Origin of the sequence: Pseudoalteromonas aliena, from assembly GCF_038155085.1 — a bacterium.
In the GTDB taxonomy this organism is placed as follows: Bacteria; Pseudomonadota; Gammaproteobacteria; order Enterobacterales; family Alteromonadaceae; genus Pseudoalteromonas; species Pseudoalteromonas aliena_A.
Genome location: NZ_JBAKAU010000190.1, coordinates 1 through 218 on the forward strand (window position 1 = coordinate 1; position 218 = coordinate 218).

General features: G+C 42.2%; 1 pseudogene. It reads left to right on the plus strand.

From position 1 onward, the window contains the following. Positions 1 to 31: 31 nt before the first annotated feature. Positions 32 to 218: pseudogene (locus V6260_RS19045) on the plus strand (dihydromonapterin reductase); the annotation flags it as partial.

The following is a 218-nucleotide window of genomic DNA, read 5'->3' on the forward strand; positions in this document are numbered from 1 at the left end:
TAACCACCCGCCATAGAGAACACTGCCTTATATGACATCGCACATTTTAATTACCGGCGCAGGCCAACGTATTGGTTTAGCACTCTCTCATCATTATATAGCCCAAGAGCAGAGTATTATAATCACTTATCGTACTCGTCACGCTGCTGTTGATAAATTAGAGCAAGAAGGCGCTGTATGTATTTACGCTGACTTTAGTACAGATGAAGGTATAAGCG